The sequence below is a fragment of the Pyxidicoccus caerfyrddinensis genome, from assembly GCF_010894405.1.
GTDB lineage: Bacteria > Myxococcota > Myxococcia > Myxococcales > Myxococcaceae > Myxococcus > Myxococcus caerfyrddinensis.
Map to the genome: position 1 here is coordinate 67,459 of NZ_JAAIYA010000010.1, position 13,779 is coordinate 81,237.

At 70.2% G+C, this 13,779-nt stretch carries 11 protein-coding genes; 6 read left to right on the plus strand and 5 right to left on the minus strand.

The features are described 5' to 3' along the window. Nucleotides 1–23 precede the first annotated feature (23 nt). Nucleotides 24–896, plus strand: coding sequence for an aminotransferase class IV (locus G4D86_RS24525; RefSeq protein ID WP_163996443.1), 873 nt, complete (start codon nt 24–26; stop codon nt 894–896). On the opposite strand, the gene G4D86_RS24530 is transcribed toward G4D86_RS24525, so the two are convergent. From G4D86_RS24530 to G4D86_RS24540, 3 genes are all read right to left on the minus strand, one after another. After that, nucleotides 893–1,486, minus strand: a complete 594-nt coding sequence (locus G4D86_RS24530; RefSeq protein ID WP_163996444.1) for a Uma2 family endonuclease — start codon at nt 1,484–1,486, stop codon at nt 893–895. The two genes, G4D86_RS24525 and G4D86_RS24530, sit on opposite strands and share 4 nt — an antisense overlap. 118 nt (nt 1,487–1,604) lie before the next feature. Then, nucleotides 1,605–2,876: a glycerophosphodiester phosphodiesterase family protein gene (locus G4D86_RS24535; protein ID WP_240360454.1), complete on the minus strand. Its 1,272-nt coding sequence runs from the start codon at nt 2,874–2,876 to the stop codon at nt 1,605–1,607. Between the two features lie 120 nt (nt 2,877–2,996). After that, entirely contained in the window at nt 2,997–4,646 is a 1,650-nt protein-coding gene (locus G4D86_RS24540; RefSeq protein WP_163996445.1) for an HAD-IG family 5'-nucleotidase, read from the minus strand. A 449-nt stretch (nt 4,647–5,095) separates the two neighbouring features. Here G4D86_RS24540 and G4D86_RS24545 point away from each other — a divergent pair, with 449 nt between their 5' ends. From G4D86_RS24545 to G4D86_RS24565, 5 genes are read left to right on the plus strand one after another with little or no spacing between them, the layout of a single operon-like run. Continuing rightward, nucleotides 5,096–7,207 (plus strand): serine/threonine-protein kinase, encoded by a 2,112-nt coding sequence (locus G4D86_RS24545; RefSeq protein WP_205519719.1) that lies wholly within the window; start codon nt 5,096–5,098, stop codon nt 7,205–7,207. A 4-nt stretch (nt 7,208–7,211) separates the two neighbouring features. Then, nucleotides 7,212–7,877, plus strand: a complete 666-nt coding sequence (locus tag G4D86_RS24550) for a response regulator (RefSeq protein ID WP_163996447.1) — start codon at nt 7,212–7,214, stop codon at nt 7,875–7,877. Between the two features lie 26 nt (nt 7,878–7,903). Beyond that, the gene (locus G4D86_RS24555; RefSeq protein WP_163996448.1) at nt 7,904–9,217 is read left to right on the plus strand and encodes a M16 family metallopeptidase; all 1,314 of its coding nucleotides are present in this window, start codon (nt 7,904–7,906) and stop codon (nt 9,215–9,217) included. A 32-nt stretch (nt 9,218–9,249) separates the two neighbouring features. After that, nucleotides 9,250–10,725 (plus strand): M16 family metallopeptidase, encoded by a 1,476-nt coding sequence (locus G4D86_RS24560; RefSeq protein ID WP_163996449.1) that lies wholly within the window; start codon nt 9,250–9,252, stop codon nt 10,723–10,725. Then, nucleotides 10,722–11,429, plus strand: coding sequence for an RluA family pseudouridine synthase (locus G4D86_RS24565; protein WP_163996450.1), 708 nt, complete (start codon nt 10,722–10,724; stop codon nt 11,427–11,429). The genes G4D86_RS24560 and G4D86_RS24565 overlap by 4 nt, the downstream gene beginning before the upstream one ends. On the opposite strand, the gene G4D86_RS24570 is transcribed toward G4D86_RS24565, so the two are convergent. Together G4D86_RS24570 and G4D86_RS24575 are read right to left on the minus strand one after the other, a co-directional pair. Continuing rightward, nucleotides 11,416–12,264 (minus strand): hypothetical protein, encoded by an 849-nt coding sequence (locus G4D86_RS24570; RefSeq protein ID WP_163996451.1) that lies wholly within the window; start codon nt 12,262–12,264, stop codon nt 11,416–11,418. The two genes, G4D86_RS24565 and G4D86_RS24570, sit on opposite strands and share 14 nt — an antisense overlap. Next, the gene (locus G4D86_RS24575) at nt 12,261–13,769 is read right to left on the minus strand and encodes a hypothetical protein (protein WP_240360471.1); all 1,509 of its coding nucleotides are present in this window, start codon (nt 13,767–13,769) and stop codon (nt 12,261–12,263) included. The genes G4D86_RS24570 and G4D86_RS24575 overlap by 4 nt, the downstream gene beginning before the upstream one ends. Between the last annotated feature and the right edge of the window lie 10 nt (nt 13,770–13,779).

Below are 13,779 nucleotides of genomic sequence, written 5' to 3' on the forward strand. Positions count from 1 at the left end.
GGCACGAGCACTCGGAGGCGCGCATGCACGTCTATCTGAACGGGGAGGTCCTCCCGCTGGAGCAGGCCCGGGTGTCGGTGGAGGACCGGGGCTTCCTCTTTGGCGACGGGGTGTACGAGGTGACGCGGGTGCTCCCGAGCGGACTGTTCGCGGAGTCCGAGCACTGGGAGCGGCTGCAGCGGGGCATCAAGGAATTGAAGCTGCCGACGCCGGAGGGCTTCAACAAGGCGCAGGTGCGCGGCATCAGCGAGCAGCTGCTGGAGGCCAACGGGCTGACGGGGGGCCAGGCGACGGTGTACCTGCAGCTCACCCGTGGCGCCGCGCCGCGCAACCATGCCTTCCCGCCCGCGGGGACTCCGCCCACGCTCTACCTGTCCGCCTCGCCGTTCCAGGTGCCGTGGACCCAGCGGAAGGAAGGCGTGAGCGCGCTGATGCTGCCGGACCTGCGCTGGGCGCGGTGTGATTTGAAGACGGTCAACCTGCTGCCGAACATCATGGCCAAGCAGCAGGCGCGAGATGCCGGCGTGTACGAAGCCGTGCTGGTGCGCGACAACGTCATCACCGAGGGGGCATCGACGAGCGTGTTCATCGTGATGGATGGCGTGCTCCACACGCACCCGAAGAACCAGCGCATCCTTCCCGGCGTCACCCGGGACCACGTGGTGGCACTGGCACGCGAGCTGGGGATGACGGTGAAAGAGCAGCCGGTGGCGGTGAATGACCGGGGCCGCTTCCAGGAGGTGTTCCTCGCCGGTACGACGACGGACGTGCAGCCCGTGGTGGCGTTGAACGGGGCGAAGGTGGGGGAGGGGAAGCCGGGCCCGCTGACGCTCGCGCTCCAGCGGGCACTGCTCCAGCGGATGGGGCTGGAGGCGCCTGCGGACCTCGGGCTCTAGGGATGGGCCGCACCACTCGGGTCCGGCGACCACAGGAGGCCCAGATCCAGGGGGACAGCCTCGAAGGGTGCCTCGCGTATCACCGTGTTCCCACCGTACAGGGCCGTCCGCACCCAGCCGTTCTTCCCGCGTCCGTACACTTCCAGGGTGCGGCGCACGGGATCGATGAGCCAGGCGTGCTGCACGCCTTCGCGGTGGTACAGGGGCATCTTGCGTACCCGGTCGAGGGACCGGGTTGAGGGGGATAGCACCTCGCATAGCCAGTCCGGTGCGGCCGTGAGCCAGGGCGTCTCCGGGTCGGGTGGCTCTGGAACCCGCTCACGTCGCCATCCCGCGATGTCAGGTACCAGGATGTTGGGCTCGAAGTGCAATTCCGGCTCGGCCATGAACCACCAGCCTCCCGGGCCGGTCGGAGTCTGCTCGACCTGGGTGGCCAGAACCGCGCCAAGTTTCCACGAGGCGCGCTGATGTCCGACCGCAGGCCGGGGTGACGCATACAGCTCACCCGCGACGATTTCCCCCACCCATCCCGGCGGAAGAGCCTCGATGTCCTCGTAGGAAACCGGCTTCTTCCCCTTGTCCTGCCCCATGCGCACGCCTCCCGGAGAAATGACCTGACAGGTTGGCCATATGGCACCCGATGCGCTGGGGAGTCAACCTGCCAGGGCGGGAGTCTACGGAGGGGTCTGACATTCACTGCCGGCGCGACTACAGGCCCATGCAATTCGCGTAATACGTCACGCTGCCGGGCCAATCGCTGAAGATACCGATGACGCCGACGTGCCGGGCAAGCACGTCGAGCGCGACGTACATGTCCCCGTCGTTGTCAATCGCGGGGGCCACGGACTGGTAGTAGAAGCCGCCGCCCGTCTTCAGGGGACCGGCGCGCTCGAAGGACCAGGTGATGATGTCCAGGCCCGCGGCCCGCGCGGCCTTCGCGTACGCGGAGGGAACGATCTTCCCCGCCGAGTCCAGCGTGAGGAGCACGTAGATGGGCGGCGCGATGATCTTCACGCCCGAGTCGACCAGTTCATCCATGCTGGGGACCCAGGTGGTCGGGTTGTTCGGGTCGAAGATGGTGCCCGGGATTTCGTAGCGGCCGTCCAGGTACACGCCCTGCTTGCCGAAGCGGGGCTCGTGCTGGAGCCAGTAGAGGACGTCGTTGAGGTCGAACGACTGCGGCCAGACGTCGCTCGGGTCGACTCGCGCCTGCTTGTACTCGTTGATCATCTGCTGCGCGTACTGCTGCTGCGTGTACTCGCCCTGGAACGGCATGGGGACGCTGGGGGCCTTGAGCTCGGGCGTGAACTTCACGTCGAGCTTCTTGAAGAGCTCGATGCTCTCCCTGTGGGAGAGGACGGTGCCGCAGGTGGAGTACAGGTCCGTGCGCCAGTTGGCCGTGCCCCCGAGGTACTGGGCCACGGTGGTGGCGGCCGGGTTGGCGGCGTCCATCTTCCCGCAGAGTTGCTTGAACTCGGCGAGGGTGATGTCGCTGGTGCAGCAGAGCGCCGAGGCGGTGCGACCCGTGGTGGGATTCGCCGGCAGGAAGGGCTGCGTGCACTTCGAGGCCAGCGAGGGGATGGCGAGGATGTTGGTGGTGGTGTGCAGGTCACACTGCGAATGACGGCACACGAGCTGCCGGTCCTTCGTGAAGGTGACGTCGCACTCGAGGATGCCGGCGCCCATTCGGGCCGCGGCCTCGTAGGACTCCTTGGTGTGCTCGGGGAACTGGAGCGGGGCACCGCGATGGGCGATGGAGAACTCTGTCTTGTAGAACGGGCCCTCGGAGCACTGCTGGAGCTTGCGCTTGAGGGGGCTCTCGTCCATGTCCTCGACGAGGTAGTACGGGCGCGGGCCCACCTGCACGTTGAGACGGCGCGGAGGCCTGAGCTCGTTGTCCTTCGCGGACACGACGGCGGGGGAGGCGAGGCACGCGGTGAGGGTTACAGCGGCGAGAGTCATCATCCTCGTCGGGGTCATGAGTCGCACGGCTCCTTGCGGGAGTTCGGGGTCGGAAACCGCGCGCACCTTGCAACTCCTCGCTAGAACCGTGACGTCAAGAGTCCGCCACGTTTCCACGGCGGACTCGTGATCAACGACTCAGTCCTTCCCCGCACCCTTCGGAGGACCCTCGCCACCCATGGGCGACAGCGCCGCGGACAGTGCACCAGCCTGCTCGTGCGGCATCTTGTCGCGCGGTGAGCGGTAGTACTGCATGGGCGAGTGGTGCAGGAAGTTCGACACGCGGCTCGTATACAAACAGGCGTACTGCTCCACCTGGTACCCGAAGCGGCTGTTCTCGTTGCCCTCCTTGAACAGCAGCCCCCAGTACGGGTTGAAGCCCTCTTCGACGTCCTGCTCCAGCGTGTCCGCGATCTCGTTCGCGTCCTTCAGTGCCCGGCGCATCCGGTCCAGCTCGAACTTCGTCTGCTTCCGAAGCTCCTCCGCCTGCGCCCGCTCCGCCGGAGTCAGCGGCTCGCGCTCCAGCCTGCGCTCCAGCGTGTTCAGCAGCGTCTTGTGGTGGTTCACCTCGTCGTCCAGACGCTCGCGCACCACCTCCACCTGCGACAGCGTTCCAATCTCCTCCTGCCGTGAATCCGTGTAGGTGATCTCGTCTTCAATCTCCTGCACCACCATGCACGTGCGCCACAGCGACGACTTCTTCGACTTCAGGATGTCGCCGTAGATGTGGTCACCCACGTAGAGGATGTTCTCCCCGCGGTACCCCGTCAGCTCCTCGAACCGCGCCAGGTTGCCGCCCGAGTACACCTTGCCGCGATCCAACGAGCTCGCCTCGCCGATGACGCGGCCTTCCTCGGTGCTCGCGTCCAGCTCCAGGAACGGACGCCCCTCCGTGAAGAACCCCGGCTTGCCCGCCGCCGTCACCACCACGTCGAAGTAGTTCCGCCAGCTCGGGTACTCCGCCAGCTGCCCGTCCAGCAGGTACTTCATCACCGCGTCCGTGTAGTCCCACGCCGAGTTCGTCAGCAGGAACAGCCGCTTCCCACCCGAGCGCAGCTTGTGCAACGCCGGCCCCAGCTCCGGATCCAAAAACACGTAGCGCCCCAAGTCCTTGCGGACCTCGCGCTTCAGCGAGTTGTCCCGATGAATCGTGTCGATGGCCTCGCGGATGTCGTCGTACAGCTTCCCGTAATCCACCCGCTGCCCGAGCGACTCCATCAGCTCGATGATGCCCGCGAACAGACACGTCTCCGGCAACGCGAAGAGCGTGTCGTTCCACGCGAACTGCGGGTTGCGCAGCCGCACCCGCTTGTTGCGGTACAGCTCGCGCCACACCTCGAGCTTCAGCGGGCGCAGCCCGTGGTACGCACGCCCCACGTGGCCGAAGCGGTCCATCTTCAGGATGTTTCCGTTGACGCGGTCCACCGCCAGCCCGCGCATCACGAAGTGGTGGTCGTAGAGCAGGCCGCCCACCATCGGCGGGTAGCCGTACTCGGTCACCAGCTTCGCCAGCGTCATGTCGAACGAGAGCTGCTCCAGCCGGCGCATGTGGTAGATGGCCAGCGTGTAGTCCATGTCGAAGCCGAGCATCTCCACGCTCGACATGCGCAGGTTGCGGTTGACGAACACCTCTCGCGCCCGCGGCACCACGTCCCGCCGCTCGCGCGGCAGCGTGAGCAACCGGGTGAGCCCCTCGTCGGCCAGCAGCTCGTGGGCGCGCCGCGAGGCATTCGCCGCCCGCGCCTGGTTGAGTGGAGAACGAAAACTCCCGTGAAGCGGGTCCTGCATGGGCCCGCCCGGGATGGGTCGGAAGGGGGAGACGGTCTGGGGCACGGGACATCAACACATATCACGCGTGCGCCCCCTCGGCTCGTCCTTGCCGGGTCCAGAGAGAGCGTGGCACGCTCACCTTCTGCAATGCGCTCGCCCGCCCGACGCCAACCCTCGGAAGATGCCGAGGAGGTCCATGCGCGCCTGTCCGCCCGGATCGCCGCGCTCGAAGACCGCGTGCGACTCCTGGAGGCCCGGCTCCGCGTGAGCACCCGCGCGCCCGCGTCCGCCGTCCGGCAGGCCTCCAGGCGGGCCGGCGAGCCGTCGCGTCCCGCCCCCGCCCGCGCGCGGCCTCGCTGCCCCGGCTGTACCCTGGAGCTCCCCAAGGGACGGCGCGGTGAGTCGTGCGTCTGGTGCGGCTTCGTCTTCTCCGCCGTGTCCCGGCGCCGCCCGACACGAAAGAAGCGATGAGCGCCACCTACAGACTGACGGGCCGCATCGAGGCCGGCGAGCTCGCGGAGCTGTACGAGGGCCTCGCGCTCCCCGCGACCGAGGTGGTGGTGAAGCTCTTCCACCCCAAGACGTCGGACCCCGCCTACGCGCTGGACCTCGCGGAGACGACGCGGCTGCTCCAGTCCGTGCGCCACCCCGGCATCCTCCACGTGGTGGACATCGGCGTCGTGCGCCAGCGGCTCGCCGTGGTGCGCGAGGAGGTGGAGGGCTTCACGCTCGGCACCGCGCTGCAGCGGCTCCACACCAAGGAAGTGGTGCTGCCTCCCGCGGTGGCGCTCCACATCGTCATCCAGTTGCTCGAGGCCGTGCAGCAGGCCCATGAGGCCGGCGTCCTCCATGGCGCCCTCACGCCGGGCAACGTGGTGCTGTCGCGCGACGGCACGCCCGCGGTGTGCGACTTCGGCGCGCTGCGCGCCCTCATGGCGGTGCCGCAGTTGCGCCGCTCGTTCGCCAACCGGGGCCGCGGCACGTACCGCTCACCCGAGGTGACGCGCGGCGAGGCCCACACCGAGCAGTCCGACGTCTACTCCCTGGGCGCCATCGCCTACGAGCTGCTCACGCAGCGCGAGCCCGTGGTGGCGGGAGGCGGGGGCGTGTCCACGCGCCGCAGCGAGGCGCTGCCTCCGCCCAGCCGGTTGGACCGGCGCATCAACTCGCGGTTGGACTCGCTCATCCTCCGCGCCCTGGAGGCGACCCCCCAGCGGCGCTTCCGCTCGTGCGGCGAGTTCGCCTCGTCCCTGCGCAACTTCCTCTCCGCGAGCGGCGGCCTGCCGAGCGTGGACGACGTGCGCCGCTTCGTGGTCGAGCTGTTCCCCAACGAGGTGAGCCTCGCCGGCACCGTGGGGCCCGCGCCGTTCAAGGAGACGTTCACCCTGGAGCCCATCTCCGGCGCGGAGATGGACGACCTCCACGCCGAGGAGCCCGAGGCCTCCATCATCCAGCGCACGCCCTTCAGCCGCTCGCTCTCCGAGACGGAGGCCGGCGCGGACACCCAGGAGTCCGCCGAGCCCGCCTTCGAGGCGTACCGCCCGGAGGACTACGAGCCGGACATGGCCGCGCCATCCCTCACGCGCACCCGCGCACCCGAAGCCTCCGCGCAGCGAGAGGCTCCGGTGGGGGAGGGCGAGACGACGGGGCCGGGACAGGCGGGGCCGCTGGAGCGCGGCTGGGAGGCCCCGCCGGGCGCCGCGCCGGCCAGGCCGCGCCGGCAACTGGTGCCCCAGGGCGGGGCCAACGGGCAGCAGGGCACCCGCGTCGGCGCTCGCAACCCACGCATGCGGATGGTGGAGGACTTCTCCGGGCCGAGCCCTTCCGAGGACGACGAGGAGCTGTCCGTCTCCGTCTCGACGTCCGGCCGCCGCAACGCCCGGCCGCGCCGCCCTGCCGCAGAGCGCACGCCCCGTCCGCTGCCCGAGCCGTTCCCCGCCTCGGCGCGCGCGGAGGCGAAGTTTCGCGACGACATCCCCATGCCGCCGCCGTCGGAGCCGCATTCCCCCCGGCTGCTCACGGACGAGATGGACCTGTCCGGCGCCACGAAGCGGCGCGGGAAGATGGTGGCCATCGCCGGCGCACTGGCCCTGGTGGGGCTCATCAGCTTCGCCATCGCCGCGTGGCGCCTCGGAGGAGGGCCGCCGGAGGAGGGCGGCCCCCCCATCCGCGCCCCGGACCTCTCGGCCCAGCAGCCCGAGGCGCAGGGGCCGACGGAGCCCATCCCCGTGCCTCGGCCTCCGCCCCCGCCGGAGCCCGTGAAGACGGAGGAGCCCGTCCGTCAGGCCGCGCAGGACACCGCTCCGGCGGAGGAGGAAGACGTCTCCGAGGCGAAGCTCCCGCCGAAGTCGCAGCGCGCGTACGTCACCATCTCCGCCAACGGGCCCGCGCGGGTGTACATCGACGGGGAGCGGGTGGGCCGGACCACGCCCCTGTCCCGCTTCCCCATCAAGGCGGGCACGCGGCTCATCCGGCTGGTGTCCATCGCCACGGGCGAGGCGCAGGATTCGGAACTGCGCTTCACGCGCGGGCAGCATCGCAAGCTGGTGGTGAACTTCGTCAATTCTCCGAGACGGTGACTCCATGGACCGGACCCGCATCTTCGTCGTCGAGGACCAGCCGCAGCTCTTGAAGAACCTGGTCAAGGTGCTGGGCACCTTCCCCGAGCTGGAGATCGTGGGCACCTCGCAGGAGGGCGAGGCCGCGGTGGAGGCCATCCTCGAGGTGAAGCCGCAGCTCGTGCTGTTGGACCTGGAGCTGCCGGGCATCAACGGCATCCAGGTGACTCAGCGGGTGAAGCGCCGCGCGTCGGACATCGAGATCCTCATCCTCACGTCCTTCGACGACGAGCAGAAGGTGTACGAGGCCATCCAGGCCGGTGCGTCCGGCTACCTCGTCAAGCGCGTGGGTCCGGAGAAGATCCGCTCCGGCATCCAGGAGGTGATGTTGGGCGGCACCGTGCTGGAGCCCATCATCGCCCGCCGCTTCTGGAACTACTTCCAGTCCGTCCAGGCGAAGCCGGCCTCGCCGGAGAAGAAGGCGGACAACCCCTGGGCCCTCACGCCCACGGAGTTCGAGGTCCTGCGCTACGTGGCCAAGGGCCTGTCCAACGCAGAGGTGGGGCAGGTGATGACGCTGGAGCGGCGCACCGTGCGCACCCACCTGTCACATATCTACCGGAAGATGGGCGTCAACTCTCACGTGGAAGCCGTCGTGATGGCTCTGCGTGCGGGCGTCGTGGATCTATAGCCGCGCTCTATGTACGTTGGGGGCCTATGCGCAAGGCTTCCCAAGTCACTGCCCCCGCTCGCGCGGCGGATCCCGCCCTCGAGTCCCTGTTCGACGTGCACGAGGCCACGCTGCCCAATGGCCTCCAGGTGCGGTTGCTGGCCAACCACCAGGCTCCGGTGGTCAGCCTCTACACCTTCTTCCAGGTCGGCAGCCGCAACGAGCGGCCCGGCATCACCGGCATCAGCCACCTGTTCGAGCACATGATGTTCAACGGGGCGAAGAAGTACGGCCCCAAGATGTTCGACAAGACGCTGGAGTCCAGCGGCGGTCGCTCCAACGCGTACACGTCCAATGACATGACGGTGTACTACGACGACTTCGCCGCCGACTCGCTGGAGACGGTGCTCGACCTGGAGTCGGACCGGATGCGCTCACTGCGCATCTCCCAGGACACGCTGACCAGCGAGCGCGAGGTGGTGAAGGAAGAGCGCCGCGTCCGCGTGGACAACGACATCGCGGGCATCATGGACGAGGAATTGGGCACGCTCGTCTACAAGGCACACGCGTATCGCTGGCCCGTCATCGGCTGGATGGCGGACATCGAGAACATCACCCGCGAGGACTGCCAGGAGTACTTCCGCACGTACTACGCCCCCAACAACGCGGTGCTCTACATCGTGGGGGACATCGACCCGAAGAAGACGCTGGCCCTGGTGCGCAAGTACTACGGGAACATCCCCCGCGGCCCCGCGCCCGCGAAGGTGCTCAACGCGGAGCCGGAGCAGAAGGGCGAGCGCCGCGCCCTGGTGCGCCACCCCGCGCAGTCACCCGCGCTGATGCTCGGCTTCCGTGGCCCCTCCGCGCGCGAGGACGACACCTTCACCCTGGACGTGGCGCAGTACGTGCTGACGAAGGGGGAGGGGAGCCGGCTGGTGCGCTCGCTCGTGTACGAGCAGAAGCTGTGCGTCTCCATCATGCTCGACTGGAGCTGGCGCATCGACCCGGGCACCATCCTCTTCTACCTGGAGCTGAAGCCGGACTCCGACCCGCAGAAGGTGGAGGCCGCGCTGTACGCGGAGCTGGAGAAGCTGGCCCGCGACGGCATCACCGACCGCGAGCTGCAGAAGGCGCAGAACAACCTGCGCGCGGACCACATGCGCGAGCTGGCCACCAACAACGGCCGCGCCCACGCACTGGGCCACTACGAGGCGCTGCTGGGTGACTGGCGCCGCCTGCTCACGCTGCCCAATGCCTACTCGTCCATCACCAACGACATGGTGAAGGCCGCCGCGGCGAAGTACTTCGCCCCCGAGCGCCGCTCCGTGGTGACGCTGCTGCCCGCCCCCTCCGAGGCTTGAGCCTGGACCGGAAAAAGAAAGCCCCAACGCCCATGGCCTCTCGCAAGAGCTCCTCCCTGAAGTCCTCCGTGAAGTCCACCGCCGCCCGCGCCGCGAAGGCGCCCGTCCGGGCCCTCAAGCGCGCCACCCGCAAGGCCCCGGCCTCCGGACGGACGGCCTCGCCCCGCAAGGCGGCGAAGGCGTCCACCGGCGCGCTGAAGCTGCCCACGCTGCACGAGAGCACGACATCCAGCGGCCTGAAGGTGATTGCCGCCGAGCGCGGCCCGCTGCCGCTGGTGTCCATGCGGCTGGTGCTGCGCGCCGGCAGCGCCACCGACCCCGACGGCAAGCACGGCCTGGCGGACTTCACCGCCCGACTGCTGCGCCGGGGCACGCGCCGCCTCACCGCCCAGGCCATCGACGAGACGGTGGAGTTCGTCGGCGCCAGCCTGGGCGTGGGCGTGGGCGAGGACACCATGTCCATCGCCCTCACCACGCCGGCCGAGCACTTCGCCCAGATGCTGGGCGTGCTGGGCCAGCTGGTGCGCGAGCCCACCTTCCCGCAGTCCGAGGTGGACGACGCGCGCGAGCGCGCCCTGGCCCAGTTCTCCAACGACCTGGACGACCCGTCCGTCATCGCCGACCGGGCGATGGTGCGCGCGCTCTGGGGTGACCATCCGTACGGGCACGACGTGGGCGGATCGTCGCGCACGGTGCGCACCTTCACCCGTGATGACGTGGTGCGCTTCCACCAGGAGCGCCTGGGCCCGAAGGTGGCCATGCTCGTCGTCGTGGGCGCGGTGAAGCCGGAGCGCGTGGCCGCCGCGGCGGAGGAGGCCTTCGTCGGGTGGACGGGCGGGCCGGACGCGCCGCCCACCGTGCCGCCGCTGAAGCGCATTCCGCAGGCCGGGCGCGTGCTGCTGGTGGACAAGCCGGACCAGACGCAGTCCCAGGTGCGCCTGGGCGGCCCCGGCTTCCGCATGGGGCACGAGGACTACTTCCCGGCCACGGCGATGAACATCGCGCTGGGCGGTGGCTTCACGTCGCGGCTGATGAACGAGATTCGCGTCAACCGTGGACTCACCTACGGCGTCAGCTCGTGGTTCGACTCGATGAACGCCGGCGGCGTCTTCGCGCTGTCCACCTTCACGAAGACGGCCTCCACGCGCGAAATCATCGACGTGGCGCTGGGGGAGATTCGCAGCGTCCGCGAGAAGGGGCTCAAGCCGAAGGAGCTGGCGGACGCGCAGGCGTACCTCGCCGGCCTCTATCCGCTGCGCACGGAGACGAACGAGTCCATCGCCGGCAGCATCGCCGACACGCGCATCCACGGGCTGGGCGATGACTGGGTGGAGAAGTTCCGAGATCGCCTGCGCGCGGTGACGCCGAAGCAGGTGTCCGCGGCCGCGAAGAAGTACTGCCTGGCGGAGGCGCCCGCCGTGGTGGTGCTCGGCCGCGCGGCGGAGGTGAAGAAGCACCTCAAGGGCCTGGGCCCCATCACCGTGGTGCCCGCGTCGGAGTACGAGTGACGGACGCCCGCATCCTCTTCGAGGGCGGGGGCGTGCTCGTGGTGGACAAGCCGCCCGGGGTGCCGGTCATCCCCGGGCGTGACGGTGGGCACTCGCTGCGAGACGCGCTCGAAGCGCAGCGGGGCCAGAAGGTCTTCGTGGTGCACCGGCTGGACAGGGACACGTCCGGGGTCCTCGTCTTCGCGCTGGATGCGGCGGTGCACCGCGCCCTCTCCGTGGCCTTCGAGTCCGGCAAGGTGCGCAAGCGCTACCTGGCGCTGGTAGAGGGCCGGCTGGAGGCACCGCGCCTGGTGGACGCGCCGCTGGTGGCCGCGCGCAAGGGCCGCATGCGCGTGGCGCGGCCGGGAGAGACGGACGCCAAGGCGTCGCGCACGCGGGTGCGGCCGGTGGAGACCTTCGAGCGCGCGTCGCTGGTGGAGGCCGAGCCCCTCACCGGACGCACCCACCAGATTCGCGTCCACCTGCTGTCCCTGGGGCACCCGCTGCTCATGGACCACCAGTACGGCCGCGACGCGCCGCTGACGGAGAAGGACCTGGGCGGGGCAGGGGACGCGGTGGTGCTCGCCCGGACGCCGCTGCACGCGGCGCGCGTGGAGTGGCCCGCGTTGCCCGGTGTGGAGGCTCGGGCGGTGGAGACACCGCTGCCGGCGGACATGCTGCGCGCCCGGGAGCTGCTGCGCGGTGCGGCGGCTACTGCACCTTGAAGCCGTTGCTGGTGCCCTGGGCACCGTAGGCATCCGTCACCGTGAGCTTCACGTTGGCGCCGTGCGCGTCCACGGTGACGAGCTGCACGCACAGGCCGAAGTCGAACGGGCCCAGCTTGAGGGGGCTCACGCCCCCGTTCAGCTTGTTGACGGTCAGCTCCACGCCGTCCTGGAAGTGCGCGGCGCGCGGCCCCATCGCGCGGACGGTGACGAGGAAGGGCACGCCCCGAGCCTGGTCTCCCAGCGTGTCCAGTTCGAAGCCGGTGATGTCTCCCGGGAGGATCGGGTCGTCGGGACCGGGCTCGCCGGGCGTCTTCACCCCCGCGTCCGGAGACGTGCCGCCATCCTCCAGCGAGCCGCCATCCAGCAGGACGACAGGGCCCGCATCCTCACCTTCGGGAATCTCCACCGTTCCCGCGTCGGTGACCTGCCGGCCGTCGTCCCAGGGGATGAGGCGGAGGACGGAGGACCGCGTCGACTCGCGTCCGTCGGACAGGGCGACACGGACGTCGTAGCTGCCCGTGTCGAGCGCCTCGGGCACGACCACGGTCAGGGTGCCGTCCTGCTCCACCCACTGCACCAGTGCCTCCTCGGAGCCAATCCACACCCGCGCGGCGTCGGTGCGCACCTGCTCGTCGCCGTAGTCCACGCGGACGGGAATCACCGCGTTGAGCGACACCCGGACGGGGCTGCGCAGCTCGACGGGGACCTCCCGCGGCACGGCGACCTGGTTGGGGGTGACGGAGAGGATGTCCGGGGCGGGCAACGACGTGCTGGAGTCGCAGGCGCAGAGCAGGGCGGCGACGAGCAGCGCGGTGACCCGGCCCAGGCTCATGGCTCGAACCTCACGCCGAGGAGTCCGCTCAAGCCGCCGAGCTGCGCGTCCAGCCAGGGCGTGCGCGCAGGCGCCCACGACCCACGCACCTCCGCCAGCGCGCTCCAGCGCCCGAGTCGGTACGCCCCCTGTACGGAGAGGAACCCCATCCCCGCCACCTTGCTCTCTTTCAGGTCTTCCTGGAAGTCACTGAGGAGCCGGTGCTGGAAAGGCAGCACTCCGCCCCCTGCTCGTCCGTGCAGGGAGAAGGCGGCACGCTGGAAAATCACACCGCGCACCGAAGCGAGCACCGGCACCGCCAGCACGCGCGAGCGCACCGCGCCCAGCGAGTCCACGCGCCCGTCGAAGGTGGCGCTGCGCAGGCCTGCTTCGAGCTCGGCGGCGAAGCGGCCTCCCCACCATGGCGGCGACAGCGAGACGCCCACCGCGCCCGCGGGCCCCGTGTTCGCCCCGCTCGCGATGGCGCCACCCGCGAGCACGAAGACGGAGGGCCGCCAGGGCCCCGTCACCGTGGGCGCGGGAGTCGGCGTCTCGGGCCGTGGCACCGGAGCGGGAGGAGGCACCACCACCGGCACGTGCGTCACCTCCGCCACCGTGCGCGCCTGGTCCTCGTACCCCTTGCGCCGCACCGTCACGGTGACGGCGGTGGCGTCTTGCGCGGGCCTGATGCGGTAGCGCAGCGGCGCGCCTTCCACGGCGGACAGCGCGGCTCCAGTGGCGGACAGCATCGGTTTGCCCGAGCGGTGGTCCTCTGAACCGGACCGCGTGGCTTCATCCGCTGTCGGCGTCGGTTCGCCCGCACGGCGGCCCGCCTCATCGGACAGCGTGGCGCCTTCGACGGTCAGCTCCAGCGCGTCCGCGCGCAGGCCCTCCTCCCCGGCGACGAGGAGCCAGCCGCCCTCGCGGAGGGGGAGGGGAGACGGCGTGAGGGCCGCGACGAGCGGCACTTCCTGCGGCGGGTCCAGGGGAATGGTCGCGCGCGTGCGCAGCGTCTCGCGCGTGGCCAGCACGCTCGCGGAGCGGACACCGGGAGGCACCTCCACCGGCACGCGGGCCCGGCCGCTGTCATCCGCCTGCACGGGGCCGAAGCGCGTGCCGCCCACCTCCACCACCACGCTGGCACCTGCCGCGGTGGACACGTCCAGCTGGGTCTTGCCCAGCAGCGGAATGCGGACGACGGCCTGGTCCAGTGGCTTCGCCTCGGAAGCGTCCGTGCCGCCCTCCAGCCAGAAGGTGAGCACGGCCACCAGCGGGTAGCGCACGGATGGGGGCGTCCACTCGAAGGCGCGGACCTCGCCGCCTTCCATCCGCTCCCTGGCGAAGGTGCCGGAAGAGGCGGCGCCGCGCACGGGGCCGGAGCCCGCGGGGACGCGCACCTCCACCGTCACCCGCGTGTCCTGGCCCAGCACCACCCGCGCCGGCGTCCAGGACACCGTCACTCCGGGCGGGGCCGCCCACGCGAGCGGGGCGGCGAGGAGCAGCAGGAGGAGGGGGAGGGGACGCATGCTCACGGGA